The organism is Duganella sp. Root1480D1 (assembly GCF_001427305.1).
GTDB lineage: Bacteria > Pseudomonadota > Gammaproteobacteria > Burkholderiales > Burkholderiaceae_D > Rugamonas.
This window is the reverse complement of sequence record NZ_LMFZ01000050.1, coordinates 214,835-231,847: the sequence shown is the minus strand read 5'-3', so window position 1 is coordinate 231,847 and position 17,013 is coordinate 214,835. Positions and strand designations below refer to the sequence as shown.

The 17,013-nt window shown below is 59.0% G+C and carries 12 protein-coding genes and 1 tRNA gene; 10 read left to right on the top strand and 3 right to left on the bottom strand.

The genetic code is table 11. The features are described from left to right. Nucleotides 1–4: 4 nt before the first annotated feature. The gene (locus tag ASD58_RS30220) at nucleotides 5–2,032 is read left to right on the top strand and encodes a M13 family metallopeptidase (protein WP_057266226.1); all 2,028 of its coding nucleotides are present in this window, start codon (nucleotides 5–7) and stop codon (nucleotides 2,030–2,032) included. Nucleotides 2,033–2,161: 129 nt separating this feature from the next. Then, nucleotides 2,162–4,171 (top strand): M13 family metallopeptidase, encoded by a 2,010-nt coding sequence (locus ASD58_RS30215; RefSeq protein WP_057266224.1) that lies wholly within the window; start codon nucleotides 2,162–2,164, stop codon nucleotides 4,169–4,171. 153 nt (nucleotides 4,172–4,324) lie between these two features. Here ASD58_RS30215 and ASD58_RS30210 read toward each other — a convergent pair whose 3' ends face one another. Then, the gene (locus ASD58_RS30210) at nucleotides 4,325–4,870 is read right to left on the bottom strand and encodes a cytochrome c5 family protein (protein WP_057266223.1); all 546 of its coding nucleotides are present in this window, start codon (nucleotides 4,868–4,870) and stop codon (nucleotides 4,325–4,327) included. 151 nt (nucleotides 4,871–5,021) lie between these two features. Between ASD58_RS30210 and ASD58_RS30205 the strand changes: the two genes are divergently transcribed. The 8 genes from ASD58_RS30205 (at nucleotide 5,022) to ASD58_RS30175 (ending at nucleotide 14,941) form a co-directional block, all read left to right on the top strand. Continuing rightward, a tRNA-Arg gene (locus ASD58_RS30205) sits at nucleotides 5,022–5,097 on the top strand. 493 nt (nucleotides 5,098–5,590) lie between these two features. Further along, on the top strand, nucleotides 5,591–8,350 hold the full coding sequence (locus tag ASD58_RS30200) for a type VI secretion system Vgr family protein (protein ID WP_307178613.1): 2,760 nt from the start codon (nucleotides 5,591–5,593) through the stop codon (nucleotides 8,348–8,350). Nucleotides 8,351–8,365: 15 nt separating this feature from the next. Continuing rightward, on the top strand, nucleotides 8,366–10,045 hold the full coding sequence (locus ASD58_RS30195) for a triacylglycerol lipase (RefSeq protein WP_057266220.1): 1,680 nt from the start codon (nucleotides 8,366–8,368) through the stop codon (nucleotides 10,043–10,045). A 122-nt stretch (nucleotides 10,046–10,167) separates the two neighbouring features. After that, on the top strand, nucleotides 10,168–11,436 hold the full coding sequence (locus ASD58_RS30190) for a T6SS immunity protein Tli4 family protein (protein ID WP_057266219.1): 1,269 nt from the start codon (nucleotides 10,168–10,170) through the stop codon (nucleotides 11,434–11,436). Nucleotides 11,437–11,438: 2 nt separating this feature from the next. After that, on the top strand, nucleotides 11,439–11,705 hold the full coding sequence (locus ASD58_RS30970; RefSeq protein WP_082565794.1) for a PAAR domain-containing protein: 267 nt from the start codon (nucleotides 11,439–11,441) through the stop codon (nucleotides 11,703–11,705). A 149-nt stretch (nucleotides 11,706–11,854) separates the two neighbouring features. Continuing rightward, entirely contained in the window at nucleotides 11,855–12,793 is a 939-nt protein-coding gene (locus ASD58_RS30185; RefSeq protein WP_057266217.1) for a T6SS immunity protein Tli4 family protein, read from the top strand. A gap of 96 nt (nucleotides 12,794–12,889) precedes the next feature. Next, nucleotides 12,890–13,879 carry an acyltransferase gene (locus ASD58_RS30180; protein WP_057266215.1) on the top strand — a complete coding sequence of 330 codons (990 nt, stop codon included), beginning with the start codon at nucleotides 12,890–12,892 and terminating at the stop codon, nucleotides 13,877–13,879. Nucleotides 13,880–13,948: 69 nt separating this feature from the next. Continuing rightward, a complete protein-coding gene (locus ASD58_RS30175) occupies nucleotides 13,949–14,941 on the top strand; it encodes an acyltransferase (RefSeq protein ID WP_057266213.1) in 993 nt (330 codons plus the stop codon). Here ASD58_RS30175 and ASD58_RS30170 read toward each other — a convergent pair. Further along, on the bottom strand, nucleotides 14,904–15,827 hold the full coding sequence (locus ASD58_RS30170; protein WP_057266211.1) for an AAC(3) family N-acetyltransferase: 924 nt from the start codon (nucleotides 15,825–15,827) through the stop codon (nucleotides 14,904–14,906). The two genes, ASD58_RS30175 and ASD58_RS30170, sit on opposite strands and share 38 nt — an antisense overlap. After that, nucleotides 15,820–17,013, bottom strand: a complete 1,194-nt coding sequence (locus tag ASD58_RS30165; protein WP_057266209.1) for a hypothetical protein — start codon at nucleotides 17,011–17,013, stop codon at nucleotides 15,820–15,822. Before ASD58_RS30165 ends, ASD58_RS30170 begins: the two co-directional genes overlap by 8 nt.

Here is a 17,013-nt window from a genome sequence, read left to right as displayed (position 1 = left end):
AACCTTGAAACGCAAGATCCTGAGCGCCGTCATCATCGGCCTCTTCGCTGCAAACGCCGCTATCGCGGCCGGCAAGCCTGCACAAAAATCCGGCATCGAAGCCGGCAACATGGACAAAGCTGTCCGTGCCCAGGACGACTTCTACCAGCATCAGAACGGCACCTGGCTGAAGAACACCGAGATCCCGGCCGAGCGCTCCACCTGGGGCACTTTCGTGCAATTGTCGGACACGGTCCAGGCGCAACTGCGCACCCTGATCGAAGAAGCCGCAGCTAAAGGCGGTAACGCCGACGCCAAGCGCGTAGGCGACATGTACGCCGCCATGATGGACGAAGCCCGTGCCGAGCAACTGGGCCTGACCCCGCTGGCCGGTGAGCGCGCCCGCATCGCCGCCCTGACCGACAAGAAGCAGCTGGCCGCCCAATTTGCGCACTTCTCGCGCATGGGCGTGAGCAGCCCGTTCGACGTCGGCATCCACCAGGACAACAAGGACTCGACCCGCTACGTGGCCGACCTGTCCCAGTCCGGCCTGTCGATGCCTGACCGCGACTACTACCTGAAAAAAGACGACGCCAAGCTGGCCGACACCCTGGCCAAGTTCGAAACCCATGTGGCCAAGATGATGGCACTGGCTGGCGACAAGAACGCCGCCGCTACCGCCAAAGCCGTGGTCAACGTCGAAACCCGCATCGCCCAGATCCAGTGGACAAAGGTCGAGCTGCGCGATCCGGTCAAGGCATACAACAAATACGAAATCGCCAAGCTGAAAGAGCTGATGCCTGGCTTCGACTTCGACACCTGGTTCGAAGGCGTGCATATCAACGGCAAGGTGAAAGACGTGATCGTCAGCCAGCCGACCTACCTGCAGGCACTGGACAAGGTGATCGCCGAAGTGCCGATGGAAGACTGGAAGGCCTATATGGACTACCGTCTGCTGGCGACCTTCTCGCCAGAGCTGTCCAAAGCCTTCGTTGACGAAAACTTCTCCTTCTACGGCACGACGCTGAGCGGCGCCACCGAACTGCGTCCACGCTGGAAGCGCGCCGTGTCGCTGACCGAAGGCTCGATGGGCGAAGCGGTCGGCAAGCTGTACGTGGCCAAGCACTTCCCGCCGGAAGCCAAGGCCCGCATGGAGCAACTGGTGAAAAACCTGCTACAAGCCTTCAACCAGAGCATCGACACTCTGGAGTGGATGGGCCCCGCCACCCGCAAGGAAGCCCACGCCAAGCTGGCCAAGTTCACCACCAAGATCGGCTACCCGAACAAGTGGCGTGACTACAGCGCGCTGGAAATCAAGCGCGATGACCTGGTGGGCAATGTGATCCGCTCCAGCCAGTTCGAGCACGAGCGCAATGTGAACAAGCTGGGCAAGCCGATCGACCGCGACGAATGGCTGATGCCACCGCAGCAGATCAACGCCTACTACAACCCGGAGATGAACGAGATCGTGTTCCCGGCCGCCATCCTGCAGCCGCCATTCTTCGACATGAAGGCTGACGACGCGGTCAACTATGGCGGCATCGGCGCCGTGATCGGCCACGAGATTTCGCACGGCTTCGACGACCAGGGCTCGCAGTTCGACGGCGACGGCAACCTGCGCAACTGGTGGACCGAGGAAGACGGCAAGCGCTTCAAAGAGCGCACCGGCATCCTGGTCAAGCAGTACGGCGAATTCGAAGCGCTGCCAGGCTACAAGGTCAACGGCGAGCTGACGTTGGGCGAGAACATCGGCGACAACTCCGGCCTGGCCGTAGCCTACAAGGCGTACAAGCTGTCGCTGAAGGGCAAGAAAGCGCCTGTGATCGACGGCTTCAGCGGCGACCAGCGCTTCTACATGGGCTGGGCCCAGGTATGGCGCACCAAGTACCGCGACGCGGCGCTGATCTCCCGCATCAAAGCCGACCCGCACTCGCCAGGCCCATTCCGCACCAACGGCACCTTGCGTAACCAGCCAGGTTTCTACGAAGCCTTCGGCCTGAAGGATGGCGACAAGCTGTACCTGGCACCAAAAGACCGCGCGATCATCTGGTAAATAACCGGTAAACCAGTGTCAGGCACAAGTGCCTGACACTGACCCGCGACCGCCGCGTATCCGATGTCAGACCCTGCGGGTCTGACGGGACGGCCATCCGGCCGGTTTACCGGTTCCAAAGGACCCCAAATGAAGAAACACCTCCTCGCCGCAGCCACCGCGCTGCTGGCAACAATGGCCAGTGCCGCCGACAAATCCGGCATCGAACTGCAATACGTCGACCCCGCCGTCCGCGCACAAGACGACTTCTTCAAGCACCTGAACGGCAAGTGGCTCGCCACCGCCGAAATCCCTGCCGAAATGTCGAGCTGGGGCGTATTTGAAAAACTGTTCGAAGACATCCAGCCGCAGCTGCGCAAAATCATCGAAGACTCCGCGCAAAGCGCCGACAGTGCGGACAAAAAACGCATCGGCGACTTCTACGCCTCCTTCATGGACGAAGCCCGCCTTGAGCAACTCGGCGTAGCGCCAATCCAATCCGAGCTGGCCCGCATCGCCGCCCTGAGCGACAAGAAGCAATTGCCAGCCCTGTTCGCGTACCACAACCGCCACAACTTCGCGGCGCCGATGGACATGGGCATCCACCAGGACAACAAGGACTCCACCAAATACGTGGTGGACTTCGTGCAGTCCGGCCTGGGCATGCCAGACCGCGACTACTACCTGAAAAAAGACGACGCCAAGATGGCCGAGACGTTGGCCAAGTACCAGGCCACCGTTGAAAAAATGCTGGCGCTGGCCGGCGACGCCAATGCCGCCGCCAACGCCAAAGCCATCGTCGCCTTCGAAACCAAAATCGCCCAACTGCACTGGACCAAGGTCGACCTGCGCGACCCGGTCAAGGCCTACAACAAGGTACCGGTCGCCAAGCTGGGCGAACTGATGCCGGGCTATGACTGGAACGCTTACCTGAATGGTCTGGGCATCGCCGGCAAGGTCGATTACGTGATCGTCAGCCAGCCAAGCTACCTGAAAGCGCTGGACAAGCTGCTGGCCGAGACCCCGCTCGAAACCCTCAAGCCATATTTCGCCTGGAATGTAATCCGCGCCAACGCGCCGTTCCTGTCGAAAGACTTCGTCGAAGCCAACTTCGAGTTCTACGGCAAGCAACTGGGCGGCGCCACCGAAATGCGCCCACGTTGGAAGCGCGGCGTATCCGCCACCGAGAACGCCCTGGGCGAAAGCATCGGCAAGGTCTACGTCGAACAGCACTTCCCGGCCGCGAACAAGGCGCGCATGGAAGAACTGGTGAAGAACCTGCTGGTCGCCTACAAGGACAGCATCGACAAGCTGCCTTGGATGAGCGCCAAGACCAAGAAAGAAGCGCAAACCAAGCTGGCCAAGTTCACACCGAAGATTGGTTACCCGAACAAATGGCGCGACTACAGCGCGCTGACCATCGACCGCAACGACCTGGTAGGCAACGTGAATCGCGCCACCGAGTTTGCGGTGCAGAAGGAACTGGACAAGCTGGGCAAGCCGATCGACCGCGACGAATGGGGCATGACGCCGCAAACCGTCAACGCCTACTACAACCCTGAGTTGAACGAGATCGTGTTCCCGGCCGCCATCCTGCAGCCACCGTTCTTCGACGCCAACGCGGACGACGCAGTCAATTACGGCGCGATCGGCGCCGTGATCGGCCACGAGATCTCGCACGGCTTCGACGACCAGGGCGCGCAATACGACGGCGACGGCAACCTGCGAGACTGGTGGACCAAGCGTGATCACGCCAACTTCAAGACCAAGACGCAGATGCTGGTAAAACAGTACGGCGCCTTCAGCCCGGTCAAAGGCTACAAGGTCAATGGCGAGCTGACGCTGGGCGAGAATATCGCCGACAACTCGGGTCTGGCGATTGCTTACAAGGCCTACAAGCTGTCGCTGGGCGGCAAGCCGGCGCCCGTGATTGACGGCTTCAATGGCGAGCAGCGCTTCTACCAAGGCTGGGCGCAAGCGTGGCGCGCCAAGTCACGTGAAGCAGCGCTGATCCGCCAGGTCACCACCGACCCGCACTCGCCCGAGGAATTCCGCGCCAACGGCACCCTGCGCAACCAGCCGGGCTTCTACGACGCGTTCGGCGTGAAGAAAGGCGACAAGATGTACCTCGCCCCGAAAGACCGCGTGATCATCTGGTAAAGCGGATCTCAGGCTGTCGATACAGGTAGCACTTCACCAGCCGTTGAGCAGACGGGGTCTGACCCTGCGGGTCAGACCCCGGTTTACCGGTTTAAAAGCCAAAAAAAAACCGCTCCAACCGAGCGGTTTTTTTTCCATTCTGCGAAAAAGCGATCAGCCCTTGCTAGGCTCCGCAGCAGCAGGCGCCTCAGCAGCCGGAGCAGCCTGCTTAACCTCAGGCTCCTTGAACTTGCCGCCAGACTTATTAGCCATAAACACAACAGCGCGCGCCACTTCCACATCATCCAGGTCCGGGTTGCCGCCCTTGGCAGGCATTGCACGCAGGCCTTCCAGCGCATGCTTCACAACAGTGTCGTAACCCTGAGCAATACGGGCACCCCAGGCGCCAGCATCGCCAACCTTAGGCGCACCAGCAGCGCCGGTACCGTGGCAAGCTGCGCAGGTAGCGGTGTAAACCGCTTCGCCGGTCTGCAGTACTTTAGGAGCGTTCACATCTTTCAGGGTAAAGCCGTTATCCGCAACAGGCTTCAGGCGAGCAGCAACAGCTTCCGCAGTTTGGCTTTCCGAACCCGCGCCAGTCAGTTTCTCCTGGGTCACAAACTGCACCAACAAAACGATGCCAATGATGGTAACAGCGAAGAAACCTACAACGGCAGCGACCAGCTGCTTAGGCGTTCTGATAGCGGATTCGTGGCTCATGATTTCCTTAGGACAGTTTTTCGAAGCTGTTGGAGGGTTATCTTTTTGGCATTTTTGATGCCGGGCCCTCGTCAAACCTGCGATTATAGACGGAAACCCCTAGCTATGGAATGGATTTCCGGCTATCCTTCGTGTCTCTTCAGTATCACCTGCGGCTGTAGCTCAGTGGATAGAGTATCGGCCTCCGAAGCCGAGGGTCGTGGGTTCGATCCCCGCCAGCCGCGCCACTTTCCCTTCAGATTGTCCTGCCCAATTCGCCCCTGGCGGGGCCCCGCCATTTCGCAAATCCGATTAATACCTTCCTTATCGAGGAGGTAAATCGTGCGTATTGCGCGCTCCCAACTTCCGTCATATGCAACCGCAACAGCATAAATACGCGATTTATACCGCGCCAAATGCAATCTCGGATCTTCCAGCTTAAATTCACTGCCTGAAGTTAGCTTTACGCTCAGGGAACAAGGATCCGCAGATTCGACGCTTCCCGAACCGGGGCAATACAGACTTAAACCATCGGCTTTTCCATCGCGGTCGATATCCAGTTTCCTAAACTCGATCGTTCCCTCACCTACGTCATTTCCGGCGATCACTAGAGATTTACAAGTTACCGCGCACGATTGAACGTTGCGCATTGGCACAACAATAGTCCATTTATAATCTATTGCTATTTTTGTATGCCCGCCCGCCATCGCCAGCGCAGGCAAACCGCAAGGAATTTGAACCATGAAAATGAATGGGTTGTCTGAATCGCTGGCTGGCTTAGTACCGCTCGGAAGCCTGGCGGGCACCAACCGGCCGATTCGCCTGCGCCTGTCTGATGCGCAGGATGACCTCCTGCTGGTCAAGCACGTCAGTGGAACGGAAACCATCTGCGGCGGCATCGAATACCGCTTGTTGTGCGTATCGAAGAGCGCCGGCCTGCCAACCAAGCAGTTCATCGCCGTGCCTGCTGAAGTGCAGTTCGTGACCGATACCGGAGATTTACGCTCCGTGTGCGGCATCGTGGCCGAAGCGATAGAAGGACAAAGCGACGGAGGCCTGGCGACCTACCAGTTGGTCATCCGCGACGCCTTGGCCATCATGGAACTGCGCACGAATACCCGCGTCTTCCGCAACGCCAGCGAGGTCGACATCACCCAAACGATCTTGAGCGAATGGTGCCAGCGCACGCCGATGATGGCACGCGCCTTTGAGTTCGATCTTGGCCAGTTGCGCAGCTATCCCGCACGTGAATTTACGATGCAATACAACGAATCGGATGCCCAGTTCTTGCGTCGTTTGTGGAAGCGGCGCGGCATTGCATGGTTCATCCAGCCTGGCAAATCAAGTGAGAGCAACGACGATAGCGTGCCGGTGCATACGCTGGTGCTGTTCGACGACGTAACGTCATTGCAGCAGAACGCTGCAGGAACCGTGCGCTATCACCGCGACGACGGAACCGAAACGCGCGACAGCATTACAGCCTGGCACGCCGTGCGCACGCTCAGCCCTGGCAAGACCAGCCGCCAAAGCTGGGACTATGCCAACGCCCAGATGTCGGGCAGCGACGAAACCGGCCGCAATGACCAGGGCGAGTGGGGCAACCAGCTTGCCGCAACGCTGGAAGATTACCTGGTCGACGTGCCGCATGCGGGCGACAGCAGCTCGGACTACCGCGACCTCGGCACGCTGAGGATGCTGCGTCACGAATATGAATCCAAGTGCTATCGCGGCGAGAGCGGTGTGCGCGACCTGTGCATCGGCCAATGGATAGGGGTGACTGGCCATGCCGCCATCGATTCCCATCCGCCCGAGGAACGTGAGTTCGTGATCACCGAGCTGCACGTCGATGCCGAGAACAACCTGCCCAAAGCGTTGAACGACAAGGCACGCCGCCTGTTCGCGATGAACCGCTGGCACGGCGTTGGTGCGAGCGGCGCACTAGAGCAGGCCAGCGATGAACGCGGTGTGCGCTACACCAACCATTTCAGTTGCGTGCGGCGCGGCATTGCGATCGTGCCTGCTTACGATCCGCGCATCGACCTGCCACGTACCGAAGCGCAAAGCGTGATTGTGGTGGGGCCGCCCGGCGAAGAAGTCCATTGTGACGACCTTGGCCGGGTAAAAATCCGCTTCCCGGCTTGCCGGCCCGAGGACCACTCCAACGGCGCCGGGGCTTCCGGCAGTGAGCGCGACTCGGCCTGGGTACGCATTGCCGGCACCTGGGCCAGCCGCCAATGGGGAGCGATCTCGCTGCCGCGCGCTGGCGACGAATGCATTGTCACCTTCCTGGGTGGAGACCCGGACAAGCCAATCATCACCGGCCGCGTACATGGCGGCACCACGCCGCCGCCAACGTTCAGCCACGCCGGTGGACTGCCAGGCAATCGCTACCTGTCGGGCATCAAGAGCAAGGAAGTGCAGGGCGCGCGCTACAACCAGCTGCGCGTGGACGATACGCCTGGCGAGATCAGCGCCCAACTGGCGAGCGAACATGGACATAGTGAGCTGAATCTTGGCTACCTGACCGACCCGCGCTTCGACGGCAAAGGCAGCCCGCGCGGCGAAGGCGCTGAGCTGCGCAGTGACCACGCCGTGGCGATCAAAGGGGCGGAGGGTGTCTACATCAGCGCCGATGCGCAACTGCGCGCCGCCGGCCGCCAGTTGGAGCGTGACGGCCTGACCGGCCTGGCGGATGCCCTGCAAAGCATCCAGCAGCAGTTGGCCGAACTGGCTGGCACCCATCATGCAGAAGACGGAGACGGCAAACCCCTGGCGCAGTTGATCGGCCATCTGAAGCAATGGGAAAAGGGCAGCAATACCGACGGCGGCAAGGGCAATCCGGCTGGCGGGCAACCGATCGTGGCAGTGAATGCGCCCGCCGGTGCGATCCTGGGCAGCTCCGACAACATCGCCATTGGAGCGCAGACCCACGTGGATGTTGTCAGCGTCGGTAATACGCAAGTGTCAGCGGGGCGCAGCCTGCTGATGCGCGCGGCACAAAATGTAAGCCTCTTTGCGCACAAGCTGGGCATGAAACTGATTGCCGCCGAAGGCAAGATCGACATGCAGACGCACCAGGACGACATCGAGCTCACTTCGGCGAAGCGCATCGTATTGTCCGCCTCGGAAGAAATCGTCATCCAGGCGCCGAAAGTGCGCATTGTGAGCCAGGGCGCGCAAACGAATTATTGCGGAGGCGCGGTCACCCACCAGCTTAGCGGCGCCTACACGGTCAAGTCGTCGACCTTCGCACATAGCGGAGCCGGCGACGCCAGTCCGCAGGCGTTGGATCTGCCAAAGAGCAAAGTCCAGACGGACGAAAAATTCATTGTCCGCTACATCGGCAGCAATGCCCCGGTTAAAGGCGCGTCATACATCATCAAGCTGAATAACGGCAATGTCATCAGCGGTAAGACCAATGCCAAAGGCGAGACTGAGCTCAGTAAAGAACAAGAGATGCTCATCGCCGACATTGAGATCCGCGACGACGCAGACGCCTGACGAAAAGATCGAGAAATGACAGACAACACACCAACCAGGGAAGTTCCATCGCAATATGACGGCACCACGGTGCGTGCGAAATCCGTGCTGTCGCCGGAAGGGTTTCCCGTGCGCGCGCTGGTCAAGCTTTACCCAAAGCAGATTATCCCGATTATCTTCATCCCAGGGATCATGGGGACAAACCTGCGCGTAAAAGATGGCAAAGGCTATGCCTGGCGCCCGCCTAATGGCAAGTTGGCAGGCCTGGTCCAGGTTATTCAATATCTCGGCAAAGATGCCGCCGCCAGGAAGAAAGTGCTGCATCCAGATCGTGTCGAAGTCGACGGCGAGGGCTCCGTCAGCCTGACCCGCAAGGTTGAGAAGCAATTAAAAGGCGCACCTGACCTCGATCCTGAAAAGTTGGCACGGCTATTCGGATGGGGCGAGCTTCATCGCGACAGCTACGGTCGAATCTTGAACACCTTGCAGGAGCGCTTGCACGACATCCTGAAGACAGACGGAACGCCTGATGACGCTTGGGTGGAGTTGGTGCTGGAACAGCAAAAGCTTCATCAGTTTGGTGCCGAGAAGGCGTTCGAGGAAATCACGCCAGACGACCTGAAACAATTTGCCAATGCGGCGTATCCGGTACACGCCGTCGGCTATAACTGGCTGCAGTCGAACAATGTCTCGGTCCAGCGCCTAGTAGACAAGATCGACGCGATCACTGATTTCTACAAGAATACCTTGAACAAAGACTGTGAGAAAGTCATCCTCGTCACCCACTCCATGGGTGGACTGGTGGCGCGCGCATGCACGCAATTGCAGGGAAAGAGCGACAAGGTACTCGGCGTGCTCCACGGTGTGATGCCAGCCATCGGGGCCCCGGCAACTTACAAGCGCATGCGCGCAGGTTTTGAAGGCGTCGAACAAGTCCTCCTTGGACGCAATGCGGCAGAGGCGACAGCAGTGTTGACGCAAGCACCAGGCCCAATGGAACTACTACCAACAGCGGAATATCAAGCCAAGCTGCCAAGCGGTGCGCAGCATTGGTTACGTGCCCATTACAGTAAAGGTAAGAACGGTGAGGGCGAGATTACTTCGCTTCTCGGTGAAGGCGATCCTTATGATACGGTTTATTTGAACAAGGCAGATTGGTGGCGCTTGGTGAAGACAGAATTGATCAATCCATCAAAGGCTGAGAGCAAAGATAAGCCCGCAACGACTTCCAATTCGGCTGATGATCCAAATTATCGAGATCAGGACTTCGCAGCGTATGAGGAAGCTCTGAATTTCGCACGGACCTTTCATGATAAGGTGAAGGGCCAGTACCATGGCAACACCCACGCATATTACGCTGCAGATCAAGCGCAGCCAGCATGGGGCGAGGTTCGTTGGTCTGCCGGTACGTCATGCCCAAACTTTTCCAACGGTGTCCTGCTTGACGACGACCTAAACGGCACGGTCAAAGTCCAGTTTGGCGAGGGGTTATGCAAATTAGAGATTGCGGGACAAGACCTGCCTGGCGATGGAACAGTACCGGAACTATCGGGCCAGGCGCCAAAGAATTTTGTCGCACAGATCTTTCGCCACGAGGGTAAGAAGAAAGGGCATGCCAGTTATGACCATCAAGGTAGCTACTCCAATGATTTTACGGCTGGCCTTACTTTGTATTCGATCGTCAAATTGACGCTCAAAGCCGGGATTCTGAAATGAGGCAAACGATGCATAGTCTCAAACGACGCTTTCGACTTGCATTTGCGGTCCAAATGATAATTTTGTTTTCTCTATTGAATACAGCAAGTGCCTCACCGAGTGAAGAGTCAAAGGATCAAGGAATGATTATTACCGAGAAGAGTCAATGGGTCACACACTGCGTTGGTCGCTTTCTAATCGACCTGCCTAAGGAGGCGGAGTATGTTGGCGGCCATTACGAGTATGGGTTCACTACTATTGAGCGCCAATCTATGGATCGCGATGCCTTTCTACAGGAGGTAGATGCACTCGAAAAGCGGTTGCGGAATACGACACACAAATCGGGAACTCCGCTTCTCCTGAAGAAGTCTGCACTAGATGAAAACACTCGGATCTTTGGTTTCTGGTTGGACCGTGATCAGCACGTGGTTGTAAAAATTTGGGGATATCGTTGGCTCAATGGCATGCGCTATTTGGTCCAGAACGGTGCCGATCCCGACAGACTGGAAGGTTCTATGGCGCGCCAGGAGATCATATTGGCTAGCCTTCAAGGAACTCAATCAAATATTCCAACAACAAAAGGCTTCTGTATCGAGCATGCTTTGATTACCGATGACGGAACCAGCAAAAACGAAGCCCTCAATATGCGTTTTCGCATGAAGAATCATCCCGATATCGTGCTCGATATTGCGACTACGCGAAATGCAGGCTCGCCGCCAGAATCATTGTTGTCACGCAAGCCGAGCGTATTCAGTGGGCTGGGACTTCTTGGCGCGACAATAGGCGGAATAAACAACCTTAAGGAGGGTGACCGCAAGATTCGAGAATTTCCTGGTCAAGAATGGTTGTTGAAAGCTCCAAACGATCACGGGCAAAAGGCACATCTATTTACTTGGGAGGCACCTGGACTGTCCCACGACGTCCTACATCCGCAAATTCGCTTTGATCTTCAATCAGGCAACTTTGATGGCGGTCTTGACCCTAAGCCGATCAGCTTGCAAGACCAGCAAATGATCGAACTTTGGGACAAGATCCTCAATTCGTTACGGCTACGACCAACCGATGGTGACCAAGGGGCGCCTGAAAAGAGACCGCCGTCGCAATCGAGTAGTGGCGATGCACTCCCGTTGGGCGAGCTTGTACGTACTGGGGCAATCTGCCCGCAGACTGGTTACTGGCAATGCCCCGAGAGCGACGTACACGGCAATACGCGGCTCTTCAAAGCGGGTGATGCTATGCCACCAGCCATCATCAGGCGCGACTTGTCCTTTGTCGAGCGCCTGAAAGGAAGCAGCGATCGACATAGCGCCAGTACCGTTTGGCGGCTTGTGCGTTATGACGAACAGAGTGCAAATAGTTCACCGAACTCGGTGGCGGGCGACGAGGCCATTCAATCATCAAGCGGTGTCTAAGTATGCCTAACGTCATCCGCCTCAATGACCCGACCTCCCATGGCGGAAAGGTCGTCAGCGTAAGTGCGACGTGGTTTACAGTTGATGGAATTCCAGTCGCACGCGTCGGTGATCAGTGCATCTGCCCTTTGCCGGGCCACAGTGTCTGCGTAATCATCGAAGGAAGTTCCGATCATGTCATTGACGGAATTCCGGTTGCTTATGATGGCCACAAGACAAGCTGCGGCGCCGCACTGCGATCCACAATATCAAGCTTTAGCACAAAGTGAAGCTTCTACGTTGCGGATGGCGGTGGCGGCAAAGTGATTGGCCTGGTGATGGTAGAAGGAGGCAGCAATCCCGCGCTTGCACTTGGGCGGCACTAGCGTTTTATGCGGTGGTGCTCTGCGCTGGAGACACTTGTGCAAATGAGCAAACGATGAACGAGATTAGTAATGACCGAACAGTTACGCACTGTCTTGGCCGCTTCCTGATCGATATTCCTGTGGACGCGGAATATGTCGGCGGCCATTACGAGTACGGATTTGCGACGATTGAACGCAAATCGATGGATCACAACACGTTCATCCAAGAAGTTGATGCTTTCGAACAGCCGCTGCGGGAAACCAAACACAAGTCCGGTACTTCACTTCTCTTGAGGAGCACTGCACCTGATGAAAATGATCGTGTTTTCGGTTACTGGGACGGTAAAAATCAGCATGTGGAGGTCGACATTTCGGGCTACCGTTGGCTCAGCGGCCAACGGTATTTGCTTCACAAGCCTGCGGATTCCGATAAGGTGGATTTAGCGGTTAAGTTAATGGAGAGGGCGATAACCATACTGCAAGCACAGGATCCCGCTGTGAATTCTGGCCCGGGGTTTTGCGTTGACAGGGCAATATTTTCTGACGGCGGTCGTAGTGAAAATGAAAGTTTGAACGTCCGCTTTCGGTTGAAGAATCACCCAGATATCGTACTTGATGTAGCTACCAGTCTTAATATCTATGCGCCGCCTGAGTCTCTGTTGTCCCGCAAACCCGGCGTGCTTAGCGCACTGGGAATTCTCGGGGCGACGCTGGGTGGGATTCGCAATATCAAGGAAGGCGATCGCGTGATAGGCGACCATCCCGGCCAGGAATGGTTGATGAAAGCCCCTAACGACCATGGTCAGCAAGCTCATCTGTTCACGTGGGAGGCCCCCGGATTGCAAGGTGACGAAGTTCACCCCCAAATCCGCATCGACCTCCAGTCGGGAAACTTCGATGGTGGCCTCGATCCTAGGCCGATCAGTATGAGCGATAAGCAAATGCTCCAACTGTGGGACAAAATCCTGAACTCGTTGCGGCTACGCCCGACCGTCCAAGCCCCCGCGCGATAACGTAGGCGTTGCATCCGCCCATCAATCGAAATTTCGAAATTGTATAACTTGCAATTCTGATGCAAAATATGTACTCGACTTTCCGGGTGCAGCAACATGACGAACAAACCGAACCTTGATCTGCTGCGCGCGGTGGCAGTGCTGTTCGTGCTGTTCTCGCATGTACTCCGCATCGGGCAACCCCAACAGTCGCCGATTTTGTACGCGATGGGCCAGTTGGGCGTCATGATCTTCTTCGTGCACACCAGTCTGGTACTGATGCAATCCCTCGAGCGCCAGCAGGTCAGCGGTTCTGCACTGTTCAAGCGTTTCTATATCCAGCGCATCTTCCGTATCTATCCCTTGTCCATCACCCTGGTGCTGGGGATTTTCTTCCTCACCGACCAGCAGTGGACATACTACGAGCTGTTCACCAACCTGACCCTGACACAGAACCTCACCTACACCAGGCTGATGAGCGACCCGCTGTGGTCGCTGCCTCTGGAAGTGCAGATGTATTTCATGCTGCCTTTCCTGTTCGTGTTTTTCCGACACCGTCCGGTCAAGTGGCTGCTGGCGTTCTGGGTCCTGTCGCTGCCCATCGCGATGTTGCCGCAGTGGCTGTCGCCGCGCATGGGCGTGCTGTCGTATCTGCCTTGTTTCCTGGGCGGCGTGATCGCCTGGCGCCTGCAGGGCAGGGAACGGCTGCCGGCCTGGGTGTGGCCTCTCGCCCTGGCCGTCGCCAGTGCTGCCTACATCCTGTTCGCCGATACGCGCAGCAACCTCTATGCGCGCTGGTCGGTTTGCCTCGTGCTGGGCCTGGTCATTCCATGGGTACACCAGTTAGGCAGGCCGGTCTTGAACCATGCCAGCAAGATCATCGCCAAGTACAGCTATGGCATCTACCTGTTCAACTACCCCTTGTTGGCCCTGTGTTTCGACACGCTGGCCGGCTGGCCTCCGGTGCTGCAGTGGAGCCTGTTCTGGGTCCTGATGGTGGCACTCCCTTGCCTGGGCTATCACCTGATCGAGCACCCGATGATCAAGCTGGGCGCAACATGGCGCGAACGCAAGACCGTCGCCGCGAGCCAGCTTACCGGCGCATGATGCAGCGCAAAGCTTAGGCGCCGATCGTCGTGCAGACTGAAGTTTCTGCACCACGCGACCGGAGCCACGATGCTCAAGCCGAATCTCGATTTCCTGCGCGCGGTTGCCGTGTTGCTGGTGCTGGCGGCGCATATTGCTGGCTACACCATCCGCACCAATGCGATGTCCTTCGCCATGGGCCAGTTGGGCGTGATGCTGTTCTTCGTGCACACCAGCCTGGTGCTCATGCAGTCGCTGGAGCGCCAGCAACTGGCCGGGGCCGCGCTGTTCCGTGCCTTCTACCTGCAGCGTGCCTGCCGCATCTATCCGCTGGCAGCGGTGACGCTGTTGGGGATCTATTTCTTGCTGGATGCGCAATGGACGCCGTTCGAGCTCGCCGCCAACCTGCTGCTGGTGCAGAACCTGGTGTATGCGCGCTATATGTCTTCCGTGCTGTGGACGCTGTGCCTGGAAGTGCAGATGTACCTGTTCTTGCCTGTGTTGTTCCTGCTGTTGCGGCGCAGGCCGCTGCGCTGGCCACTGGCGCTGTGGGCACTCTCCGTGCCGCTGGCCTTGCTGCAGCCCTTGGTCAGTGCACGCCTGAACGTAATTGAATTCGCACCGTGCTTCCTGGCTGGCGTGCTGGCCTGGCGCCTGCAGGGAAGGGAGCGGCTGCCTGGCTGGCTATGGCCGCTGCTGCTGGCACTGGCATGTGCCGGCTTTGTCGCGTATGCGGAGCCGCGTGCCAATAACTACGGGCGCTGGGTGGTCTGCCTTGCAGTGGGCCTGCTGTTGCCGTGGATGCGAGAGATGTCGGCGCCCTGGCTGAACCGCGCCAGCAAGTTCATCGCCAAGTACAGCTATGGCATCTACCTGTTCCATCCGCCGCTGATGGGTCTGGCGTTCCGCACGCTGGAGGCGCTCCATCCGTTCTGGCAATGGAGTCTTTTCCTGTCGCTGCTTGTGGTGTTGACCGGCCTGGGCTATCACCTGGTCGAATTGCCGATGATCAGGCTTGGCGCGCGCTGGAGCGCACGCCGCAGCTCTATGCCAGCGGCCGCGCCGCCAGTTGTTCCGGGGTAGAGTAGATGGTCAGGTTTTCGCCGGCCAGGCGCTGCAGGTGGTCGAAGAAACCTTGCGCGGGAATCCACCACGATGGCGCCTCGCCCACCTGGCCGGCATGCAGCAGGCCGGCGCGCGTGAATTCCGCCATGAAGTAGGCGCGCAAATCGTCGCGCGAGCCGTGGTCGATGCGGCGCTTTGCCAGCACCGGGTCGAAGGGGCGCAGCGGCACTTCGCTACGCTGCCCCGCCTGGTCGACGCAGGGCAGGCGGAAAGTTTCCTCGCCCCACACCGGCTCTGGGAATTCGTCGCCCATCGCGTCTTCCAGCACATGGTAGAAGGTGACCGGGCCCATCGAAATGCCCAGGCCCAGCACCTTGGCGTTCTCCAGTCCGACAAAGCGCTGCCACGGCGAGCCTTCGCCGAACACCGACGGCGCACGGTGGTGGGCTTCGGTCAGGTAGGCTGCATGGCGGCCCCAGGCTGAAACCGAGTGGGTCGGGTGCACGCTGCGCGCGATGCCGGCGCTGGCCAGGAACGCTTCCGGCAGGCGGCCCATATTGGTGCCGTGCTTGCGCACATCGAACACATAGTCCTGCATCTCGCAGGTGCCGCGGATCGAGCCGCCCGGCATATAGTACGTGGGCAGCACCAGCGTGCCCTGCGGACCCACGGCTTCCTGCAGCGCTTGCACCACTGTGGCGGCGCCGCCTTCCACATAGCCCAGGCTTTTCAGCGAGGAGTGGATGAACACGGCATCGCCCTTGGCAATGCCGAGCTGCGCCAGCCCTTCCACCAGTTCTTCGCGGCTGACATGGCGTTGCGTTTGCTTGACTTCCTTGGCGCTGCTGCGACGACGCAGCTTTTCCAGCACGGCCTTGACCAGGCGCTTGGCTGGCTTAAGCATGACGTGCCTTCAGCAGATCCTGTTCCAGCAGGTTGGAGTCGATGCAGAACTTGACGGCCCAGTTCAGGAACTCGTAGCGGCCATAATCGCCATTGACCGGGAACGAGCCTTTAACGGCGCCACGGGTTTCTTTCGGGCCCTCGACCTTGACGCTGCGCCGTACATACTGGTTCAGGCGCTGGGCGGCGTCGAAGTAGCGCTGCTGGCCGGTGAGCTGGAACAGCAGGAACAGGCAGTGGGCGTTTTGCACCGAGCCGGTCAGGCAGGCGAAATCAACCGCAGGCTTCCATTGGCTGTCCAGGCGGCCAGGCAGGAAGCCGTCTGCGCCGACCACGCCGGCCAGGGCGTCGCCGGTGCGCACGGCAGCGGCCAGCAGCTCCGGGCGTTGCGAAAGCAGGTAGCCTTCCAGCACGCCGCGCAACACGTAGCCGATGGTGTGGCTGAGCGGATGGATTGGGTCGTTCAGGCAATTCGACGCAAACCAGCCGTTTGGCTGCTGCTTGGTGAGTGCCCACGCCACCTGGCGCAGGCCGGCTTCGCCATAGCCGTGGCCGGGCGCTACGCGCTCGGCGGCAAACAGGCCCCACGATACGTGGGTCTCATAGGCTTTTTCGCCGGGCTTGGCAAACGGCGTAGGGTGCTTGCGCCAGCAGCCGTCTTCATCGAGCGAGTCGCGCAGCCAGGCGGCGGCGCGGTGCATGGCGTCGTGATATTTCTGGTCGCCGTACTCCTGGGCGCCGGCAGCCAGGCCCAGCAAAATCTGTCCGGTATTGAAGGTGACCGGCACCCGTGGCGTGGAATCGATGCGGCCGCCCTGGAAGCCGCCTTCCGGGAACTGGATCGCGACGAACCAGTCCAGCATGCGGCGCGCACGCTGGTGCAGCTCGTCGCTCTGCTGGCGACGCGCCAGCTCGATCACGGTCGGGATGATATAGCCGGTGGTTTCCGGATAGGAGGTGGCCCAGCCCTTGACCAGGCTGAAGTCGCGCGCCACGCCGCCGTCGGCCGAGGCTGAATGGTCCTGGGCCGCCCGCAGCCAGTCGGTGCCGGCCGCAATCACCGCCTCGATGCCCGGGTCTTGCGCCGGCAAGCCGCGCTGGTCGGCCTCGCGTTCCGCAACGGCGCCCAGCGGCAGCGGAGCCTCCGGCGTGAATTTGTTCTTGATCGACCTCAGGAGCTGGAGCAT

Coding starts and splice junctions, on each gene's coding strand:
- ASD58_RS30215 (WP_057266224.1), top strand. CDS start 2,162: ATGAAGAAACACCTCCTCGCCGCAGCCACCGCGCTGCTGGCAACAATG.
- ASD58_RS30210 (WP_057266223.1), bottom strand. CDS start 4,870: ATGAGCCACGAATCCGCTATCAGAACGCCTAAGCAGCTGGTCGCTGCC.
- ASD58_RS30200 (WP_307178613.1), top strand. CDS start 5,591: ATGAAAATGAATGGGTTGTCTGAATCGCTGGCTGGCTTAGTACCGCTC.
- ASD58_RS30195 (WP_057266220.1), top strand. CDS start 8,366: ATGACAGACAACACACCAACCAGGGAAGTTCCATCGCAATATGACGGC.
- ASD58_RS30190 (WP_057266219.1), top strand. CDS start 10,168: ATGATTATTACCGAGAAGAGTCAATGGGTCACACACTGCGTTGGTCGC.
- ASD58_RS30970 (WP_082565794.1), top strand. CDS start 11,439: ATGCCTAACGTCATCCGCCTCAATGACCCGACCTCCCATGGCGGAAAG.
- ASD58_RS30185 (WP_057266217.1), top strand. CDS start 11,855: ATGAACGAGATTAGTAATGACCGAACAGTTACGCACTGTCTTGGCCGC.
- ASD58_RS30180 (WP_057266215.1), top strand. CDS start 12,890: ATGACGAACAAACCGAACCTTGATCTGCTGCGCGCGGTGGCAGTGCTG.
- ASD58_RS30175 (WP_057266213.1), top strand. CDS start 13,949: ATGCTCAAGCCGAATCTCGATTTCCTGCGCGCGGTTGCCGTGTTGCTG.
- ASD58_RS30170 (WP_057266211.1), bottom strand. CDS start 15,827: ATGCTTAAGCCAGCCAAGCGCCTGGTCAAGGCCGTGCTGGAAAAGCTG.
- ASD58_RS30165 (WP_057266209.1), bottom strand. CDS start 17,013: ATGCTCCAGCTCCTGAGGTCGATCAAGAACAAATTCACGCCGGAGGCT.